The 15,862-nt window shown below is 41.8% G+C and carries 14 protein-coding genes; 12 read left to right on the top strand and 2 right to left on the bottom strand.

Annotation, left to right across the window (positions count from 1 at the left end; translation table 11 throughout):
• Window positions 1-2 precede the first annotated feature (2 nt).
• From RUMTOR_RS06805 to RUMTOR_RS06780, 6 genes are all read left to right on the top strand, one after another.
• Entirely contained in the window at window positions 3-788 is a 786-nt protein-coding gene (locus tag RUMTOR_RS06805) for an amino acid ABC transporter ATP-binding protein (RefSeq protein WP_009242550.1), read from the top strand.
• 236 nt (window positions 789-1,024) lie between these two features.
• Entirely contained in the window at window positions 1,025-1,732 is a 708-nt protein-coding gene (gene purC, locus RUMTOR_RS06800) for a phosphoribosylaminoimidazolesuccinocarboxamide synthase (protein ID WP_044929555.1), read from the top strand.
• 38 nt (window positions 1,733-1,770) lie between these two features.
• The gene (purB, locus tag RUMTOR_RS06795) at window positions 1,771-3,204 is read left to right on the top strand and encodes an adenylosuccinate lyase (protein WP_009242552.1); all 1,434 of its coding nucleotides are present in this window, start codon (window positions 1,771-1,773) and stop codon (window positions 3,202-3,204) included.
• 148 nt (window positions 3,205-3,352) lie between these two features.
• Window positions 3,353-4,372 (top strand): leucine-rich repeat domain-containing protein, encoded by a 1,020-nt coding sequence (locus RUMTOR_RS06790; protein ID WP_004846445.1) that lies wholly within the window; start codon window positions 3,353-3,355, stop codon window positions 4,370-4,372.
• 160 nt (window positions 4,373-4,532) lie between these two features.
• Complete coding sequence (gltX, locus tag RUMTOR_RS06785) at window positions 4,533-6,008, top strand: glutamate--tRNA ligase (RefSeq protein WP_004846444.1); 1,476 nt, start codon at window positions 4,533-4,535, stop codon at window positions 6,006-6,008.
• 24 nt (window positions 6,009-6,032) lie between these two features.
• Window positions 6,033-7,859 (top strand): ATP-dependent helicase, encoded by a 1,827-nt coding sequence (locus RUMTOR_RS06780; RefSeq protein WP_004846443.1) that lies wholly within the window; start codon window positions 6,033-6,035, stop codon window positions 7,857-7,859.
• 19 nt (window positions 7,860-7,878) lie between these two features.
• Here RUMTOR_RS06780 and RUMTOR_RS06775 read toward each other — a convergent pair whose 3' ends face one another.
• On the bottom strand, window positions 7,879-8,187 hold the full coding sequence (locus tag RUMTOR_RS06775; protein WP_004846442.1) for a DUF1292 domain-containing protein: 309 nt from the start codon (window positions 8,185-8,187) through the stop codon (window positions 7,879-7,881).
• Between the two features lie 154 nt (window positions 8,188-8,341).
• Here RUMTOR_RS06775 and RUMTOR_RS06770 point away from each other — a divergent pair, with 154 nt between their 5' ends.
• The 3 genes from RUMTOR_RS06770 to RUMTOR_RS06760 are packed head-to-tail and all read left to right on the top strand — an operon-like array spanning window position 8,342 to window position 11,724.
• Window positions 8,342-9,331, top strand: a complete 990-nt coding sequence (locus tag RUMTOR_RS06770; RefSeq protein ID WP_004846441.1) for a substrate-binding domain-containing protein — start codon at window positions 8,342-8,344, stop codon at window positions 9,329-9,331.
• 15 nt (window positions 9,332-9,346) lie between these two features.
• Complete coding sequence (locus tag RUMTOR_RS06765; protein ID WP_004846440.1) at window positions 9,347-11,185, top strand: alpha-amylase family glycosyl hydrolase; 1,839 nt, start codon at window positions 9,347-9,349, stop codon at window positions 11,183-11,185.
• Between the two features lie 5 nt (window positions 11,186-11,190).
• Window positions 11,191-11,724 carry a DUF5662 family protein gene (locus RUMTOR_RS06760; protein ID WP_009242556.1) on the top strand — a complete coding sequence of 178 codons (534 nt, stop codon included), beginning with the start codon at window positions 11,191-11,193 and terminating at the stop codon, window positions 11,722-11,724.
• A gap of 45 nt (window positions 11,725-11,769) precedes the next feature.
• Here RUMTOR_RS06760 and RUMTOR_RS06755 read toward each other — a convergent pair whose 3' ends face one another.
• Entirely contained in the window at window positions 11,770-12,249 is a 480-nt protein-coding gene (locus RUMTOR_RS06755; protein WP_004846438.1) for an S-ribosylhomocysteine lyase, read from the bottom strand.
• A 255-nt stretch (window positions 12,250-12,504) separates the two neighbouring features.
• Here RUMTOR_RS06755 and RUMTOR_RS06750 point away from each other — a divergent pair, with 255 nt between their 5' ends.
• From RUMTOR_RS06750 to sigG, 3 genes are all read left to right on the top strand, one after another.
• Entirely contained in the window at window positions 12,505-13,119 is a 615-nt protein-coding gene (locus RUMTOR_RS06750) for a histidine phosphatase family protein (RefSeq protein ID WP_004846437.1), read from the top strand.
• Window positions 13,120-13,225: 106 nt separating this feature from the next.
• Window positions 13,226-14,830: an MBL fold metallo-hydrolase RNA specificity domain-containing protein gene (locus RUMTOR_RS06745; RefSeq protein WP_004846436.1), complete on the top strand. Its 1,605-nt coding sequence runs from the start codon at window positions 13,226-13,228 to the stop codon at window positions 14,828-14,830.
• A 139-nt stretch (window positions 14,831-14,969) separates the two neighbouring features.
• A complete protein-coding gene (gene sigG / locus RUMTOR_RS06740) occupies window positions 14,970-15,752 on the top strand; it encodes an RNA polymerase sporulation sigma factor SigG (RefSeq protein ID WP_004846435.1) in 783 nt (260 codons plus the stop codon).
• The last annotated feature ends 110 nt before the right edge of the window (window positions 15,753-15,862 follow it).

Genomic DNA, 15,862 nt, shown 5'->3' with positions numbered 1-15,862 from the left:
GTGTGGCAATTCTTGAAGTAGAACATTTGAGTAAAAGTTTTGATCGAACGGAAGTGTTGAAAGACATCACCTTTTCTCTTGAGAAAGGACAGGTTCTTTCAATTATCGGTTCTTCGGGAAGCGGAAAGACGACGCTGCTTAGGTGTTTGAATTTTCTGGAAAGACCGGACGGTGGATCGATCAGTGTAAACGGAGAAACATTGTTTGATATTCATGATCCCATAACTTCACAGGAGGGAGAAATTCGGAAAAAACGGCTTCATTTCGGGTTGGTATTTCAATCGTTTAATCTGTTCCCGCAGTATACGGCTCTGAAAAATGTAATGTTGGCAAAAGAGCTTCTCGCAAAAGAACAACCGGATTATAAACAACATAAAAAAGAGATCCATGAGGAGATTGAAAAAGAGGCAAGGAGGCTTCTGACCCAGATGGGACTTGCGGATCGTATGGAAAATTATCCACATCAGCTTTCCGGCGGACAGTGTCAGCGTGTCGCAATCGCCAGAGCCCTTGCGTTAAAGCCGGATATCTTATGTTTTGATGAGCCGACGTCGGCGCTTGATCCTGAATTAACGGGAGAAGTGTTGAAAGTGATCCAAAGTCTTGCAGACCAGGAGACGACGATGATCATCGTCACACATGAAATGGCGTTTGCAAGAGATGTGTCCAGCCAGGTGATTTTTATGGATGGAGGATGTATTTTGGAACAGGGGACTCCGGAGGAAGTTTTTGAAAATCCGAAAGAAGAGAGAACGAAGCAGTTTTTGTCTCGTTTTACTAATGGATGAGTTTCTAAATAATGTTTTTATAAAAAAGTAATAAATAATACTTTGTTTATAAGAAAAACTTATTAAATGGCAATGAATAAAATAATGAGATGACAGAAATACAAGGCGGAGGGTATGTTGATTTTCCCTCCGCCTTATATTATAATCGGATTTGCGGGATGTATTAAAAATAAGACATGCCGTATACTAATCACTCCAGATTTGAAAAATTAATGAAAAGGACAGGTGTGGATGTTATGAAAAAATTAGAACAGCTCTATGAAGGAAAAGCAAAAAAAGTATTTGCCACAGAGGATCCGGATGTTGTGATCGTTGATTATAAAGATGATGCGACAGCTTTTAACGGGGAGAAAAAAGGAACGATCGTCGGAAAAGGCGTGATCAACAACCGTATGACGAATTATGTATTCCAGGTTTTGGAAAAAGAAGGAGTTCCGACACATTATGTAGAAGAACTCAGCGATAGAGAGACAGCCGTGAAAAAAGTGGAGATCGTTCCGCTTGAAGTAATCGTGCGTAATGTGGCAGCAGGAAGTTTTTCTAAGAGACTGGGAATCGAAGAAGGAAGAAAACTGCTCGCACCGACTTTGGAATTCAGTTATAAAGACGATGATCTCGGAGATCCGCTGATCAATGATTATTTTGCGATTGCCATCGGAGCGGCTACAAGAGAAGAGATCGATAAGATTACAGAGTATACATTTAAAGTAAACGATGTTTTGAAAAAGTTCTTTGACGAAGCGGGAATCGATCTGATCGACTTTAAGATCGAGTTCGGAAGATATCACGGAGATATTATTCTTGCAGATGAGATTTCACCGGATACATGCCGTCTTTGGGATAAAGAAACACATGAAAAACTTGACAAAGACCGTTTCCGCAGAGATATGGGAAATGTAGAAGATGCTTATCAGGAAGTATTTAAACGGATCGGCATCAAATAAGAAAAGGATTGTATGATACAAAAAGGAGAGAACCAGACATGAGCAATGATCGTTATGTAAGTCCTCTTTCCGAACGCTATGCGAGCAGAGAAATGCAGTATATTTTCTCCCCGGATAAGAAGTTCCGCACATGGAGAAGACTTTGGATCGCACTGGCGGAGACAGAAAAAGAATTAGGACTCAATATTACGGATGAGCAGATTGAAGAATTGAAAAGTCATGCAGATGATATCAATTACGATGTGGCAAAAGAACGGGAGAAGATCGTACGTCACGATGTAATGTCTCATGTGTATGCATATGGCGTACAGTGCCCGAAAGCAAAAGGAATCATTCATCTTGGCGCGACATCCTGTTATGTCGGAGATAACACAGATATTATCGTGATGTCCGAGGCGTTGAAACTTGTACGCAGAAAACTGATCAATGTAATTGCCGAGCTGGCAAAATTTGCAGAAGAGCAGAAAAGTCAGCCGACACTTGCGTTTACACATTTCCAGCCGGCTCAGCCGACAACAGTCGGAAAGAGAGCGACACTTTGGATGCAGGAGTTCGAGATGGATCTGGAAGATTTGGATTATGTTCTCGGGAGCTTGAAACTTCTCGGATCGAAGGGAACAACAGGAACTCAGGCGAGTTTTTTGGAGCTTTTTGACGGAGATCAGGAAACAATCGATAAGATCGATCCGATGATCGCGGAAAAGATGGGATTTAAAGCTTGTTACCCTGTTTCCGGTCAGACATATTCAAGAAAAGTGGATACGAGAGTGCTGAATGTGCTGGCGGGAATCGCCGCAAGTGCGCATAAGTTTTCAAATGACATTCGTCTTCTCCAACACTTAAAAGAGATCGAAGAGCCGTTTGAAAAGACACAGATAGGGTCTTCGGCGATGGCATATAAGAGAAATCCGATGAGAAGCGAGCGTATTGCATCACTGTCAAGATATGTGATGATTGATGCACTGAATCCGGCAATTACATCCGCTACACAGTGGTTTGAAAGAACATTGGATGATTCGGCGAATAAACGTCTCAGTGTACCGGAAGGATTTCTTGCGATCGACGGCATTCTTGATCTTTGTCTGAATGTTGTTGACGGGCTTGTCGTTTATCCGAAGGTAATTGAGAAACGTCTGATGTCAGAACTTCCGTTTATGGCAACGGAAAATATTATGATGGATGCGGTGAAAGCAGGCGGAGATCGTCAGGAACTTCACGAGCGTATCAGAGAGCTTTCGATGGAAGCAGGAAAGAACGTAAAAGAAAACGGTCTTGACAATAACCTTCTTGAGTTGATTGCGGAAGATCAGGCCTTTAATATGAGCTTAGAAGATCTGAAAAAGACGATGGATCCGGCAAAATACGTAGGACGTGCAAGAGAGCAGGTTGACGCTTATCTGAAAAATGTCATTTATCCGCTTTTGCAGGAAAATGAAAAAGAGCTTGGTATGAAAGCGGAGATCAATGTATAATTGATGCTGTTCATATTAAAAAATATTATATAGAAATGTGCTAAGGAGTGTTGCAGGGGATTGCAGCATTCCTTTTTCTTTGGTATTTTATCATAGTGAAGTAATGGGAAATTTTTCCAAAGCAAAGCGAATGAGAGGATATTAAAAGATGGAATTTTGTGGTGTGTTTTATGAGACAGGATATTTAAGGGCAGTGTATGACAGAATAAGAAAACTGTTTTTCGTTTTTCTTATGGCAGCCGTTTTGACTGTCGGTATGATGGGGCAGGGAATGGAGACGATAAATTTCGGAAGTGTTCGGCTGAAAGATATGGCAGGAAGAGCTGTCGCCGAATATGCGGCGGGAGTAGGAACAACAGGTTCTTTTATGATTTCGGTAACCGAGATTCAGATTTCGGCAGATGTTTCAGCTGATCTTTTCACTGTGCCTGCGGTTATATCGGAGCGCTCGGAAGATTTGAATACGGGAAACAGCGCGGCAGTTGTTTTACCGGTTGAAGATGCGATATCGGATGCTTTGATGGCTGAAGAAACTATATCGAACATTTTGCCTGGAGAAGAAACCGTACCGGATGCTCCGATCATTGAGACGATTCTGCCAAATGATCCGCCGATCAGCGGAGAATTGTCAGACATTCCGGTAATCGATGAAAATATATCGGATGATCCGGCTTTAGAAGAAGGCGGTGTAGGAGATAAAACAGTAATAGGCGGCGGATTTGTTACAGACGCGTCAGGAATGATTTGCGGGATTTCTGATCTGTCGGTTATTTCGGAAGACGGATATCTCATACTTCCTTCAGAAGGATGTAGGGGAATTGCGGCAGGAGCATTCGCTTCCTGTAAAGATATTATTTCAGAAATCTATATTCCTGCTAATATATCAGAGATTGAAGAACGTGCGTTTACAGATTTGACTTCACTTGGATGGATTGAAATGGAGACCTCCGCAGGATATTATACAGAGGACGGAGTTTTATTTTCAAAAGACGGAACGTGTCTTTTGGCATTTCCTCCGGCAAGAACGGGAAATTATAAAGTTCCTTCACATGTGACAGAAATTGCGGACGGAGCGTTTGACCGGGCGGGAATTTCCGTCTTGGATGCTTCTGATTGTTCCGTTTTAGAAATCAGGAGTTTGCCGTCTTATATTGAACTGAGACGGTGAAAAGAAAGTATACAGCGTCTTGAACATTTTTTGCAGTTGTTTTATAATGTTGCCTGTAAGTTTTATACAGAAGACGGTTCTGTGACAGAAAAATGAAACGGCCAGAGCCGGGACACTGCACAGAGCAGGAAAATAGAAGAAATAGAAGTGGAGAAAAAACATGGAAAATAAAGTAAGAACAAGATTTGCGCCCAGTCCGACCGGAAGAATGCATGTGGGGAATTTAAGAACAGCGCTTTATGCATATTTAATTGCAAAGCATGAAGGCGGAGATTTTATTTTAAGAGTAGAAGATACAGACCAGGAGCGTTTTGTTGAAGGCGCGCTTGATATCATATACAGAACAATGGAAAAAACAGGACTTCTTCATGATGAAGGACCTGATAAAGACGGAGGATTCGGTCCGTACGTTCAAAGTGAAAGACAGGCATCCGGACTTTATCTGGATTATGCGAAACAGCTTGTAGAACAGGGAGACGCTTATTACTGCTTCTGTGATAAAGAGCGTCTTGAAAGTCTGAAAACATCGGTTTCTGACGACGGAACAGATATTGTTGTTTATGACAAGCATTGTCTCGGCCTTAGTAAAGAAGAAGTGGAGAAAAACCTTGCGGAAGGAAAACCATGGGTGATCCGTCTGAATGTTCCGAATGAGGGAGAGACAACATTCCATGACGAGATTTACGGGAATATTACAGTGCCGAACAATGAGTTGGACGATATGATCCTGATTAAATCCGATGGATTTCCGACATATAACTTTGCAAATGTAATAGACGATCATCTTATGGGGATCACACATGTCGTACGTGGGAATGAATATCTTTCGTCCGCGCCGAAATACAATCGTCTCTATGAGGCGTTTGGATGGGAAATTCCGGTTTATGTACACTGTCCGCTTATCACAGATGAAAACCATAAAAAATTAAGTAAAAGATGCGGTCATGCTTCTTATGAGGATTTGATCGATCAGGGATTTGTGTCTGAAGCGGTTGTGAATTATGTGGCTTTGCTTGGATGGTGTCCTTCTGACAACAGAGAGATCTTTTCTTTGGAGGAATTAGTAGAGGCGTTTGACTATCGCCATATGAGTAAATCTCCCGCTGTGTTTGATACGGTAAAATTAAAATGGATGAACGGCGAATATTTAAAGGCGATGGATTTTGACAGATTTTATGAGTTGGCAGAACCGTATTTAAAAAAGGCAGTCACGAAAGACTATGACCTGAAGAAGATTGCGGCGCTTGTAAAAACAAGAATCGAGATCCTTCCGGATATTTGCGAACAAATTGACTTCTTTGAGGAAGTTCCGGAGTATGATAACGAATTATACAGACATAAGAAGATGAAAACGGATCCTGAGAAAGGACTCGTGCTTTTGCGGGAAGTGCTTCCGGTTCTTGAAGCGCAGGAAGCGTTTGACAATGATTCTTTGTTTGAGACACTCAAAAGTTTTGCGGGAGAGAAAGAATATAAGATCGGTTATGTTATGTGGCCGCTTCGTACTGCAGTATCAGGCAAACAGAACACACCGGGCGGAGCAACAGAACTGATGGAAGTTCTCGGAAAGGAAGAATCTCTTAAAAGAATTCGTGCAGGGATCGAGAAACTCAGCCAGACTGCAGAGGCAGAATAAACATCGGTCAAAGCGAGGAATCAGATGGGATTTAATAAGGCACAAAATGAAGCGATCATGCACGGAAAAGGACCGTGTCAGGTGTTGGCGGGACCGGGATCCGGAAAAACGCTGACGATCGTAAACAGAATTAAATATTTGATCGAAAGATATGAAGTAAGACCGGAAGAGATTCTGGTCGTTACTTTTACCCGTTTTGCGGCGGCAGAGATGAAATCCAGACTTTGCAGCCTGATGGGAAAATCAAATGTTCCGGTTACTGCCGGAACGTTTCATGGCATTTATTACGGCATTTTAAAGTGGGCATACAGGCTTGGACCGGATAATATTTTGTCAGAAGAAGAAAAATATCGAATTCTTCGAAGAGTATCGGAAGATTGCGGAACAGAGGCGGCAGAGGAAGAAGATTTTCTGCATGATATTGCGGAAGAAATCGGACTTGTAAAAAATAACGGGCTGAAAATAGGACAGTTTGTTTCCAAGAAATGCAGACAGGATACATTCAGAGAATTATATGAAAAATACGAAGCTCAAAGAAAAGCTGTCAGGAAGCTGGACTTTGATGATATGCTTGTGTTGTGCAAAGACTTGTTTGTAAGCCATCCTGATGTATTGAAACAATGGCAGACAAAGTTCAAGTATATATTAGTTGATGAGTTTCAGGATATCAACAGAGTTCAATACGATGTGATTCGTATGCTGGCTCTTCCGGAAAATAATCTTTTTGTAGTCGGAGACGACGATCAGGCAATTTACGGCTTCCGCGGAGCTGATTCGGAATTTATGTTTCGATTTTCGGAAGATTACCCTCAGGCAAAAAGGATCATATTGAATATAAATTATAGGTCATCGGGAAATATTGTAAAAAACTCGATGAAGGTGATAGGACATAATGAAAAGAGGTTTCTAAAAGAGTTTCAGTCTGTAAAGGAAAACGGATTCTGCGTGCATGTGCAGGAAGTGAAAGACCCGAACGAAGAGGCGCAGTACGTTGCGGACGAGATAGAAAAACGTGCAGAACTGGGGATTTCGTATGAAGAGATGGCAGTCCTTTTCCGCATTCATACAGATGCGCGTCCGGTTGCCGAAGAATTTCTGGAACGGAAGATCCCGTTTCAGATGAAAGAGCGGCTTCCGAATCTATACGACCATTTTATCGCAAAAGATATTTGCGCCTATTTCAGGCTGGCTCTTGGAAATATAGAACGAAATGATCTTTTGCAAGTTATGAACCGCCCGAAACGATATATAGGAAGAGACAGTGTTGCATCAGGGAAACCTTCTTTTGAAGAAATGAGAAAATTTTATTGCGATAAAGAATGGATGCTGGATCGGATCGATCAATTTGAATGGGATGTAAAAATGCTTCGAAAAACAGCGCCATATGCGGGAATTAATTATATACGAAAGCGGATCGGATATGATGATTTTTTGAAAGATTATGCGTTTACGAGAAAAATCGATCGAGCGAATCTCAATGAAGTGCTGGCAGAGCTGGAGGAGGCTGCGCGCCCTTTTGCAACGATAGAAGAGTGGTTTCGTCATATAGAAGAATATACGCGTTTGCTCCGGCTAAAGTCGATGAAGAGACAGGAAGACAGAGAAGGGGTTCATCTTATGACACTGCATTCTGCCAAAGGACTTGAGTTTGATACTGTATTTCTCGTAGAAGCAAACGAGGGGAAGATGCCATATAAGAAAGCAAAGACGGATGCTGAGACAGAGGAGGAAAGAAGGCTGTTTTATGTCGGTATGACGAGGGCAAAAGAAGTGTTGAAAGTATCTTATGTAAAAACAAAAAACGGGAAAGAGACAAGTCCTTCCCGTTTTGTAGATGAATTATTAGAATAGGGATGAGCGGATGAAAAGATCAGTCCTCAAGCTCGTCGAGATCTATATCCGCAAAATCCTGTTCTTCCATCAACTCATTAAATGCATTTGAAACACGTTCAAATTCCTGATCGTCTTCGATGTTTTCCAGATCCGGCTCTGCGTCTTCGCCATTGTCGATGAAACGATAAAGAAATACTTGTCCATCGTCATTGTCTCCGTTTTCGTCAAGCGGAAGAAGGGCGATGTATTCTCTTTCTTCGGCTTCAAAGATGGAAAGAACGGCACATTCCAGTTCTTCATCATTTTCAAGTGTCAGTGTAACTGTGATTGCTTCATTTTCATTCATATGATTTTCTCCTTATCTGCATATCGTGTGTTTTATAAGATGGTATCAGAAAGAAAGAGAAAAAGCAAGAAGCAACGTGATTGTATTGACATTCATTTGAAACAAGGTAGAATAAAATAAGAACAAAAAACCTATACGGTAAAGAGGAGACGACATGAAAAAAAGAGTGATCGAATTTATATTGCTGACGGTATTTGCCGTTCTTTTTTTATCAGGCTGCAAGAAAAATGTAGGAACACCCGAAGATAATCCGGTTGTAGAAGAAGACGAAGAGTCTGTGGAACCTGCGAAAGATTATTTGTACGGATACAGTTGTGCGGATCTCAAAGATCCGTTTTATATGGCTTTGAAAGATGCTATCGGGGTTCAGGCAGAACAAAACAAAGGGCAGTTTATTGTGCGTGATGCGGGGAATGATCCGGTGAAACAAAATGAACAGCTTATGGAGATGATTGATAAGGGAGCAGACGTTGTTTTTCTTACGGCATCTGATCCTGATGCTGTCACACCGGCTTTAGAAGCTCTGGACAAAGCGGATATTCCGGTTATCTTACTTGAAACTCAAGTGAAAGAACGCGACCTGGCGAAAGCGTTTATCAGTTCGGACAATTATAATGCAGGAAAAGTGTGCGGAGAAGATTTGAAAGAGAAGATGCCTGACGGAGGAAAGCTCGTCATTGTGGAGGATAAGGCAGACCAAAACTTAAGCGAAGGAATTTCAGGATTTGAAGAAAAGATCAAAAACGGAGGATTTGAAGTTGTTAAGCGTGTTGACGGCGCTCAGACAGATGGGATGACAAAAGAATTGAATGAAATTTTGTCATCAGGTACAAAGGTTGAAGTTATTATGTGTGCAGATGATCAGATGGCTGAAGCGGTTCGCGCGACTGTGAAAGAGAGTGGAAAAAACGATATTCTCATCTATAGTATTGGCGGTTCTCCGGCGGCAAAGGCAGCGCTTTTGGCTCAGGAAGGAGCGATGGCGGGAATTGGAGCACGCTCTCCGATTATTGAAGGAAAAATTGCCGTAAAGACCGCAGATGCAATTTTAGATGACGGTTCCTATGAAGAAGAGGTTTTGATCGAAACATTTTTTATAAATAAAGAGAATGTAGAGATATACGGAACAGATGGCTGGCAGTAAGAAAGGAAACGGAATATGAGAAAAACAGAAGGAAGTCCGCTTCCGTTCGGAGCGGCTGCAAAAGAAAGAAAAGTGAATTTTTCTGTGCAGGTTCCGATGGGAAAAACGTGTGAACTTCTGCTTTACAGAGAAGGAAACACAAAGCCGGAAGTCTGCTTTGACATGCCGGAGGAAGAAGGCATAGGAGAGGTACGTTTCCTAAGTGTAGAAGAAATTGATCCTGAAAAATACGAATATAACTTTTTGATCGATGGAAAGGTATGTACAGATCCATACGCAAAAGAAATTGCAGGAAGGGAAGTATTTGGAAAACGGCAGAACGATGATAAACATGGCGTACGGGCGAAAATACAAGTTTCAGATTATGATTGGGGCGAAGATCGCCCGATTCGGCATCCATGGAATGAAGTAGTTTCATACAGTATCCATGTGAGGGGCTTTACAAAGCACAGTTCCTCAAAAGTGCTGCATAGAGGAACGTATCAAGGGGTGATCGAAAAGATTCCTTATCTGAAAGAACTTGGGGTGAACCAGATCCAGTGCATGCCGATTTATGAGTTTGATGAGTGTGCAAAAACAAAGATTAATTATTGGGGATATGGTCCGGCGTTTTATTTTGCGCCGAAGGAGGCATATTCTTCGGACGGATGTGCTGTGCGCGAGTTGAAAGATATGGTAAAAGCATGTCACAAGGCAGACATAGAGGTTGTTTTGGAAATGCCGTTTGCTGCGGGAATTTCCGAGCAAGAAGCGGCGGAGTGTCTGCGCTTTTACATGATGGAGTATCATGTGGACGGGTTTGTGGTCAATCCTTATATCGTTTCATGGGAACTTTTAAATAAAGATCCTTTTTTGAAAGGTATTCGTTTGATGCGCAAAGATGACGGGTTTCAAAATGTGATGCGCCGTTTTTTAAAAGGCGATGAGAATATGGTTAATGATGTGATCTCATCACTTGGTCACAATAGCGCTTCGGACGGAAAATGTAACTATATTACAGCGCAGACCGGTTTTACATTGAGAGACCTTGTATCATATGACTGCAAACATAACGAAGAAAATGGAGAAAATAATACAGACGGTCCTGACTATAATTATAGTTGGAATTGCGGCGCAGAGGGACAGAGCCGTAAAAGAAGTGTTGTGAATCTGCGGAAAAGTCAGATCAGAAATGCGTTTCTTTTGTTGTTGTTGGCGCAGGGAACACCGTGTCTTTTGTCGGGAGATGAATTTTACAATACGCAGAAAGGAAATAATAACGTTTATTGTCAGGATAATGCAACGGGGTGGCTTGACTGGAGCAGGCTTAAGTCTGACAGAGGATTGTTTGATTACGTAAAAGCGTTGATTACATTTCGGAAAAATCATCCGTGTTTGTGTCAGAAAGAACCGTTAAAAGGAATGGATCGTACGGCATGTGGAATGCCGGATGTCTCTTATCACGGAGAAAATGCATGGCAGGTAAAAAACGAAGTGTCAAGCCGCCAGTTGGGCGTTATGTATTCAGGAGCAGGCGTTGGAGACTGTGATTGCTTTGTCGCTTATAATATGCACTGGCTTCCTCATAGTTATGCGCTTCCATCTCCGGGAAAAGGAAAATGCTGGCATTTGGCGTTGGATACGGACAGAGGCGTTCTGTCAAAGAGTATAAAATTGGAAGATCAGAAACGTATCGAGATCAGAGAGCGGAGTATTGCAGTTCTTATAAGCTGCGAGGAAGATAAAACAGAGTTACGGAATACAAATTTTCACTCCAAAGGTAAGACCGCGGAGAAGAAATCTGTTTCGGAAACAGAAAAAACAGATATAGTAACGTCTGATGCCGAAAAAGAAAAGAAATGCAGACAGGAGTAAAGAATATGAAAGCGATCAAACATTTTCAAACGATCACAAAACATAAAATTCTCGTTATGCAGGAATGTTTTCGCGTAGGTTTGTATCGGCAGGGACTTCTTCATGATTTGTCTAAATATGGATGGACGGAATTTCGAGTCGGATGCAGGTATTATCAGGGAACAAGAAGTCCGAATAATGCAGAACGGGAAGACAAAGGGTATTCTTCTGCATGGCTTCATCACAAAGGAAGAAATAAGCATCATTATGAATACTGGCTTGATTATGATTCTCACGGAGAAGGGAAACTGGTAGGAATGAAGATGCCGGTCAGATACGTCGTAGAGATGTTTATGGATCGGATCGCGGCATGTAAAGTATATAAAGGAGCAGCATACAAAGACAGCGATCCACTGATATATTATAACAGTGGAAAAGCGGGAGATATGATGCATAAAGATACGAGGAAACTTTTGGAAAAACTTTTGCATATGCTTGCGGAACAAGGGGAAGAGACAGTGTTTTGCTATGTTCGCCGGGAAATATTGAAAAAGAAATGAAAGATATAAAAATAAGCCGTTAAAAAACGGCTTATTTAATATTTATCAGACCGGATAATTCAGTTGTTCTTCCCGAATATCCGTCAATACTTCTTCAAGAAATTTTCGGGCAAGGAAGTTTGCCATCGGAAGATTCATATCAAGATAATTTCCGCAGTCTTTGGCAGATGCTCCAGGGACTTCTCCCTTAAAAGACGCGATAAAAGAAAACATTTCTTTCATAAGAGGTAAGATCTCAGAAGAAGTCAGATCATCTGCAAGAAGAAGATAGAAACCGGTTCTGCATCCCATAGGACCAAAGTAGATCACCTGATCTTTATATACTTCATGGTTGCGGAGAAATGTGGCGCCCAGATGTTCGATTGTGTGGATTTCGGCAGTATTCATGACAGGTTCATCATTCGGGCTTGTCATTCGGATGTCAAATGTCGTGATGATATGACCGTTGACAGAGTCTTTTCTTGATACATAGATTCCGGGAATGAGGCGGATGTGATCGATCGTAAAACTTGTGATTTTATTCATATTGATGTTCCTTTCTTATGTTTGTTGAGCCATACGCCCTGATTTTTTAATCTTTTATGTAAGTGTTATGATGCAACATCGTTATTATAGACATGACCGTGAAAAAAGACAAGAGAGAAAGTTGATAAAAGAAGGCGGAAAAGGGTAAGGGATCGGAAAAAAGATCTATTGATCATAGTGGGAAAATGTGAAAAATAATAAAAAATCTGCAATATACAAAAAGCGGATAAGAAAAAAGAGAAGGAGAGAAAAGAAATGCTGCTTTATATTGTTCGTCATGGGGAAACAGATTGGAATAAGGCGGGAAAAGTTCAGGGACGTACGGATATTCCGTTGAATGAAAGGGGCAGGTATCTTGCGGAAGCGACTGCAGAAGGGATGAAGGACGTCCGCATCGATTTTTGTTATACAAGCCCTTTGATCCGGGCGAAAGAGACGGCGCAGATCATACTTGGGGAAAGAGAAATTCCTCTGGTTGAAGAAAAACGCATTGAGGAGATTTGTTTCGGAAAGTGTGAAGGAATGAAGTTCCGTGGGGAAATCACAGATCCGGGGAGCGAAGCGTTTCAGCGCTTTTTTACAGATACGGAAAACTATGTTCCTTCTGAAGGAGCAGAGTCGATCAGTGAATTATATGAAAGAACAGGCTGCTTTTTGTCGGAAATTGCAGATCGGGAGGATTTGAAAGACAGTCATATTTTGATTTCAACCCATGGAGCGGCCATGACAGCTTTGTTGAACCGGATAAAAGGAAATATGCAGATAAAAGATTTTTGGAAATATAAAGTGCCGAAAAACTGTGCTGTTTCCGTAGTGGAAATAAAAGGAAAGGATATCATAATTAAAGAGGAAGGTCTCATATACTATTAAAGTTTACAAATAAAGTATGCTTTTGAAGGAGTTTTTTCAGAAATTTACTTTATATTTTTGCAAATGATGTTACAATAGAAGAAAAGTGAAAAGGGATGGTGGACTTATGAAGCTTACATTTGTCGGGGCAGCTCATGAAGTTACGGGAAGCTGTCATTTTCTTCAAGCGGCAGGAAAAAATATCTTGATAGACTGCGGAATGGAACAAGGACCGGATCTGTATGAAAATCCGGGACTTCCGATTCCGGAAAATGAGATTGACTATGTATTTTTGACTCATGCACATATCGATCATTCGGGAATGCTGCCGAAATTGGCAAAAAACGGATTTAAAGGTCAGATTTTCACAACATTTGCAACTGCCGATCTATGTAATATCATGCTTCGTGACAGCGCTCATATTCAGGAGTTTGAGGCAGAATGGCGAAACAGGAAAGGCAGAAGGGCAGGAAAACCGGAATTTGAGCCCGTGTATGTGATGCAGGATGCGTTGGATGCGATTGAACTGCTCGTGCCGTGCGGGTATGGGGAAAGGATCACGATCTGCGATGGGATACAGATTCGTTTTACCGATGTCGGACATCTGCTTGGATCGGCCAGTATCGAAGTCTGGGCAACAGAAGGTGATGTGACGAAGAAGATCGTCTTTTCGGGGGATATCGGAAATGTAGATCAGCCGATCATAAAAGATCCAAGCTACACAGATTCGGCAGATTATATCGTAGTGGAGTCTACTTACGGAAACCGGATACATACTGCCGAGAAACCGGATTATCTGGGAGAGTTTACCCGCATTATCAAGGAGACATTTGACAGAGGAGGTAATGTTGTCATTCCTTCCTTTGCAGTCGGAAGGACACAGGAGATGCTTTATTTTATCCGTGAGATCAAAGAAAAGCATCTGCTTCCGGAATACGAAGATTTTGACGTGTACCTGGATAGTCCGTTGGCGATCGAAGCGACGAAAGTATTTACAATGAATATGCGGGATTGTTTTGATAAAGAGGCAATGGAGCTTGTCAATGCCGGAATAAATCCTCTTGTATTTCCCGGGCTTCACATATCGACAACGAGCGATGATTCCAAGATGATCAATTTTATCGAGAAACCGAAAGTGATTATATCCGCATCGGGAATGTGCGATGCAGGTCGTATCCGTCATCATTTGAAGCATAATCTTTGGCGTCCGGAATGTACGATCCTGTTTGTGGGATATCAGGCAAACGGAACTCTCGGACGAAGTCTGATTGAAGGAGAAAAGAATGTAAAACTGTTTGGAGAGCCGATTGAAGTTCATGCGCATATCGAAAGCTTACACGGGGTAAGCGGTCATGCGGATATGAACGGGCTGCTTTCATGGATTGGGGCGTTTGTCAGTCCGATTGAGAGAGTGTTTGTCGTACATGGAGAAGATACGGTGACAGAAGAGTTTGCACATACGGTAGAGGAAAAGTTCGGGTATTCTGCATGGGCGCCTTACCCTTGCTGTGAAGCGGACCTTTTGAAGAATGAGATCGTGAACGAAGGAGTGCGCGTTCCGGTCAAAGCAAAGAAAGCGGCACGGCGGAAATCAGACTCTGCTTTTGAACGGCTTGTGGCAGCAGGCAGACGTCTGCTTGATATTATTTACAAAAATGAAGGACTTTCTAATAAAGATAAGGCAAAATTTGAAACACAGATCAATAATCTTTCCGATAAATGGGAAGACTAAATGGTCTGCGTGACGGGAAATACAAAAAAAGATGATTTTGTCAAGGACTAAAAGTTTATAAAAATTTGCGGGAATCGGAATATCTTTCTTATTGAATGAGAATTCTTCTAAGTAGAAACTACTTGGGAGGATTGTTGTGATGACAGTAAATAAGGTAGAACTTTGCGGGGTAAATACAGCGAAGCTTCCGCTTCTTAAAGAAGAGGAAAAAGAAGAACTTTTTGAGCGGATAAAAGCAGGGGATGAAGAAGCCCGGGAAAAGTATATTAAAGGGAATCTGCGGCTTGTTCTAAGTGTGATCAAACGTTTTGAAAACAGCAGTGAAAATGCGGATGATCTGTTCCAGATAGGATGTGTCGGACTGATGAAAGCAGTAGATCATTTTGATCCGGGGCGCATGGTGAAATTTTCCACATATGCAGTACCTATGATCATAGGGGAGATCAGACGATATTTGCGGGATAACAGTCCGATCCGTGTGAGCAGATCATTGCGCGATACAGCTTATAAGGCAATTTATGCAAAAGAAGGTTATATAAAGCGGCATATGAAAGAGCCGACCGTTCAGGAAATCGCAGAAGAGATTGGGATTGCCAAGGAAGAGATCGTCTATGCGCTTGATGCGATTCAGATGCCGATGAGTCTGCATGAGCCTGTGTACAGCGACGGACAAGATGCTCTGTTTGTGATGGATCAGGTGAGTGATAAAAAGAATAAAGAAGAAAACTGGATCGAGGAACTTTCTTTAGAGGCCGCGATGGAACGACTGAACGAAAGAGAGCGATATATTATCACACTTCGTTTTTTTGAAGGAAAGACGCAGATGGAAGTTGCAGAGCAGATCAATATTTCGCAGGCTCAGGTAAGCCGTCTGGAGAAGAATGCTTTAAAAATAATGCGCAAGTATCTTTTAGGAAAATAAGAGTGCGAAAAAACAATACGTCAGGAGAAAGAACAGATTGTTTAAAAGTATCTTGTCAGATAAAGTGACTGATGGTAATATAAATCTGACCAAAGACAAGAGAGGATGAA

Origin of the sequence: [Ruminococcus] torques ATCC 27756, from assembly GCF_000153925.1 — a bacterium.
Classification (GTDB): domain Bacteria; phylum Bacillota; class Clostridia; order Lachnospirales; family Lachnospiraceae; genus Mediterraneibacter; species Mediterraneibacter torques.
The sequence above is the reverse complement of the archived record's forward strand: the minus strand, read 5'-3'. Positions and strand labels throughout refer to the sequence as shown.

Coding starts and splice junctions, on each gene's coding strand:
- purC (WP_044929555.1), top strand. CDS start 1,025: ATGAAAAAATTAGAACAGCTCTATGAAGGAAAAGCAAAAAAAGTATTT.
- purB (WP_009242552.1), top strand. CDS start 1,771: ATGAGCAATGATCGTTATGTAAGTCCTCTTTCCGAACGCTATGCGAGC.
- RUMTOR_RS06790 (WP_004846445.1), top strand. CDS start 3,353: ATGGAATTTTGTGGTGTGTTTTATGAGACAGGATATTTAAGGGCAGTG.
- gltX (WP_004846444.1), top strand. CDS start 4,533: ATGGAAAATAAAGTAAGAACAAGATTTGCGCCCAGTCCGACCGGAAGA.
- RUMTOR_RS06780 (WP_004846443.1), top strand. CDS start 6,033: ATGGGATTTAATAAGGCACAAAATGAAGCGATCATGCACGGAAAAGGA.
- RUMTOR_RS06775 (WP_004846442.1), bottom strand. CDS start 8,187: ATGAATGAAAATGAAGCAATCACAGTTACACTGACACTTGAAAATGAT.
- RUMTOR_RS06770 (WP_004846441.1), top strand. CDS start 8,342: ATGAAAAAAAGAGTGATCGAATTTATATTGCTGACGGTATTTGCCGTT.
- RUMTOR_RS06765 (WP_004846440.1), top strand. CDS start 9,347: ATGAGAAAAACAGAAGGAAGTCCGCTTCCGTTCGGAGCGGCTGCAAAA.
- RUMTOR_RS06760 (WP_009242556.1), top strand. CDS start 11,191: ATGAAAGCGATCAAACATTTTCAAACGATCACAAAACATAAAATTCTC.
- RUMTOR_RS06755 (WP_004846438.1), bottom strand. CDS start 12,249: ATGAATAAAATCACAAGTTTTACGATCGATCACATCCGCCTCATTCCC.
- RUMTOR_RS06750 (WP_004846437.1), top strand. CDS start 12,505: ATGCTGCTTTATATTGTTCGTCATGGGGAAACAGATTGGAATAAGGCG.
- RUMTOR_RS06745 (WP_004846436.1), top strand. CDS start 13,226: ATGAAGCTTACATTTGTCGGGGCAGCTCATGAAGTTACGGGAAGCTGT.
- sigG (WP_004846435.1), top strand. CDS start 14,970: ATGACAGTAAATAAGGTAGAACTTTGCGGGGTAAATACAGCGAAGCTT.